This window comes from Leisingera sp. F5, assembly GCF_001593695.1.
Genome location: NZ_LUKH01000233.1, coordinates 1 through 3498, shown reverse-complemented (window position 1 = coordinate 3498; position 3498 = coordinate 1). Strand labels below are relative to the sequence as shown.

The window sequence follows — 3498 nt, the reverse complement described above, 5'->3', positions numbered from 1 at the left end:
GCCCGGTCAGGGAAATCTCGCGGGCCTTGGCAATCAGCCTGTCGCCCAGACGGCCCGGCGCGGTGAAACTGATCACATTGTGCTGCGCCACGGTCGCCTGGTTGCGGCTGTTGCAGGCAAAGGCAAAGGCGCTGTCGGCCAGCATAAACGTGACGCCGCCGTGGCAGATACCGTGGCCGTTGCAGTGGTGCTGGGCGATGGTCAGCTCCAGCGCGGCCTCGCCCTCGTCCATATGGGTGATCTCCATCCCCGCCCACTTGGACGCATGATCTTCCGCCCACATGGCGGCAGCGGATTTTTCTGCACGTTCCTTGGGTGTCATGATCATTTGCCTTTGAACGCAGGCGCGCGCTTGTCCAGGAAGCTGGCAACGCCCTCGGCATAATCCGCGCTCTCGCCGCAAGTCTTCATCGCGTCCGCCTCAATCTCCAGCTGGTCCGACAGCGTGTTGACCGCCGCCGCCTGGATGCACTGCTTGGTCAGACCCAGGCCCAAGGTTGGTCCGTTTGCAAATTTCTCTGCCATCGTGCGCGCCTCTGCCATCAGCGCGTCATCCGGCAGCGCCTTCCAGATCAGGCCCCACTCCTCGGCCTTCTTTGCAGGCAGCGGCTCGGCGGTCAGCGCCAGCCCCTTGGCCCGTGCTTCGCCCATGAGCCGCGGCAGATGCCAGCTGCCGCCGGTGTCCGGGATCAGGCCGACCTTCGAGAACGACTGGATGAACTTGGCGCTCTCACCCGCCAGCACCACATCGCAGGCCAGTGCCAGATTGGCCCCGGCCCCGGCCGCCACACCGTTCACAGCGCAGATCACCGGGAAGTTCAGGTCACGGATCAGCCGCACCAACGGTGCATAGAAAGTGCGCACGGTCTGGCTCAGATCCGGCGGGCCGTCCATCTTGCGCGGATCGCGGTCGCCCAGATCCTGGCCGGCGCAAAAGCCTCGGCCTGCCCCGGTCAGCAGCACCGCACGGGCACCGCCATCACGCGCCGCCTCCAATGCGGAACGCAAGGCGTTGTGCATGTCTTCGTTGAAACTGTTCAGCCGGTCCGGGCGGTTCAGAGTGATCTCCACCCAGGTCCCGTGATCCTCCACCAGAATTGTATCGCTCATCGCTCCCTCATCCTGTCAGCGGCGCATTTGACAAACTTCTTGCATAAACCGACCGGACGGTCAATATATCTCAGCATCGAATTCCAGCCAGCCGGCCCCCGCCGGCCTGACGAAAAGGACAGCATGATGAGCCTTCTTGAGATTTCCAGCTTTGCAGCGGGTCAATGGGTCGCACCGGGTGCAGGTGCGCGCAACATCGCCAGCGCCATCACCGGCGAGGTCATGGCCACAGCGGGCAATGACGCGCTCGACGTGCAGGCAATGCTGGACCATGCCCGCACTGCGGGCGGCGCAAACCTGCGCCGGCTGACCTTCCACGACCGCGCCCGGATGCTGAAGGCGCTGGCGGGCCACCTGAACCAGCACAAGCAGGCGCTTTACGATCTCAGCTTTGACACCGGCGCCACCCAAAGCGATCACATGATCGACATCGACGGAGGCATCGGCACCATGTTTGTCTTTGCCTCCAAGGGCCGCCGCGAAATGCCGGACGGGCATGTCTACTTGGACGGCGAGGTTGAGCAGCTCAGCCGCAACGGCACCTTTCTGGGCCAGCACATCTGCACCCCGCTGCGCGGCGTTGCGGTGCATATCAACGCCTTCAACTTCCCGGTCTGGGGCATGCTCGAAAAACTGGCCCCGACCCTGCTGGCCGGTGTACCGGCCATCGTGCAGCCCGCCACCAACAGCTGCTACGTGACCGAACTGGCGGTCAAGTTGATGCTCGGTTCAGGCATCCTGCCCGAAGGCGCGCTGCAGCTGGTTTCCGGCGGCTTGGGCGACATGCTGGACCACCTGACGATGCAGGACGTGGTCAGCTTCACCGGCTCTGCCAATACCGCGCTAAAGCTGCGCGCAAACCCGGTGGTCCTTGAAAACTCGATCCGTTTCGTCGCCGAACAGGACAGCCTCAACGCCTCGATCCTTGGTCCCGACGCGGCCCCCGGCACGCCGGAATTCGACCTGTTCGTCAAGGAAGTCAGCCGCGAGATGACCACCAAGGCAGGCCAGAAATGCACCGCCATCCGCCGCATCATCGCACCGCAAGCGCAAGTGGACGCGGTGATCGAAGCGCTGTCGGGCCGGCTGGCGAAAACCAAAATCGGTGACCCGCGCCTGGAAACCACCCGCATGGGTGCGCTGGTCTCCAACAGCCAGAAACGCGACGTGCTGGAAAAGGCCAAGGTCATCGGCCAGGAAGCCGAACGTGTCTTTGGCAACCCCGACAGCTTCACCGTGGAGGGCGCCGACGCCGAAAAAGGCGCCTTCGTGCCGCCGATGCTGTTCCATTGCGCCGACCCGGACAAGGCGAGCCGCGTGCACGACACCGAGGCCTTTGGCCCTGTCTCCACCATCATGGGCTACCGCGACCTGGGCCATGCGATTGACCTCGCCAACCGCGGCCAGGGTTCACTGGTGGCCTCGGTCATCACCCATGACCCTGCCGTCGCCCGCGAGGTCGCCATCGGCGCCGGCGCCTATCACGGGCGGCTCTATTTCAACAACCGCGACTCTATGAAGGAATCGACCGGCCACGGCTCCCCCCTGCCCCACATGGTGCATGGCGGCCCCGGCCGCGCCGGCGGCGGCGAGGAAATGGGCGGCGTGCGCGGCGTCAAACACTACATGCAGCGCACCGCAATCCAGGGCTCGCCCGACATCCTGTCGGCCATCGGCGAGAAATGGGTCCCCGGCGGTAGTGAGATCAAGGGCCCGGTCCATCCCTTCACCCGCAAGTTCGGCGAATTGTCCATCGGCGAGACGCTCCATACGGCGCCGCGCACCGTCACGCTGGAAGATATCGAGACCTTCGCCCATTTCACCGGCGACACCTTCTATGCCCACATGGACGACGCCGCCGCCAAGCGGAACCCGTTCTTCCCGGGCCGCGTCGCTCATGGATACCTGCTGCTGTCCTTTGCCGCCGGCATGTTTGTCGAACCCGGCGAAGGCCCGGTTCTGGCCAATACCGGCCTGGATAACCTGCGCTTCATGAAGCCCATTTCCGCGGGCGAAAGCATCAAGGTCCGCCTGACCGTCAAAAAGAAGACCCCGCGCAATGAGGACTATGGCGAGGTCCGCTGGCACGTCACCCTCACCAATCAGGACGACGAGAGTGCAGCAGAGTATGAGCTGCTGACGATGAACGCCTTCTGAACCTGTGCAAAAGTGGTAGGCAGCGGTAACGCTGCCGTGCGCCCGGACTGGTCTAACCGGTCCGGGCGCACTATGTTTATCCCCATGAACGAACAGCAAAACCCCTGGTTTGACACCACCGTCCAGCAGCTGAACGACCCGCAGAACCAGCGGGTCTGGTCGGTAATCGTGTCGCTGTTCGGCGATCTGGCCCAGGACAAAGGCGCCCAAATCAGCGGCAGCGCCCTGACC

Annotated in this window: 3 protein-coding genes and 1 pseudogene; 2 read left to right on the top strand and 2 right to left on the bottom strand. The window is 64.0% G+C overall.

The genetic code is table 11. The features are described from left to right. Both A2I95_RS27990 and paaG read right to left on the bottom strand, forming a co-directional pair. Positions 1-322: hotdog fold thioesterase (locus tag A2I95_RS27990; protein WP_291735177.1), on the bottom strand; the 322-nt coding region annotated here is incomplete at its 3' end. A gap of 2 nt (positions 323-324) precedes the next feature. Next, positions 325-1110, bottom strand: coding sequence for a 2-(1,2-epoxy-1,2-dihydrophenyl)acetyl-CoA isomerase PaaG (gene paaG, locus A2I95_RS27985; RefSeq protein ID WP_291735176.1), 786 nt, complete (start codon positions 1108-1110; stop codon positions 325-327). Between the two features lie 126 nt (positions 1111-1236). Here paaG and paaZ point away from each other — a divergent pair, with 126 nt between their 5' ends. Continuing rightward, a complete protein-coding gene (gene paaZ, locus A2I95_RS27980; RefSeq protein WP_291735178.1) occupies positions 1237-3267 on the top strand; it encodes a phenylacetic acid degradation bifunctional protein PaaZ in 2031 nt (676 codons plus the stop codon). 84 nt (positions 3268-3351) lie between these two features. Further along, positions 3352-3498: pseudogene (locus A2I95_RS27975) on the top strand (PaaX family transcriptional regulator); the annotation flags it as partial.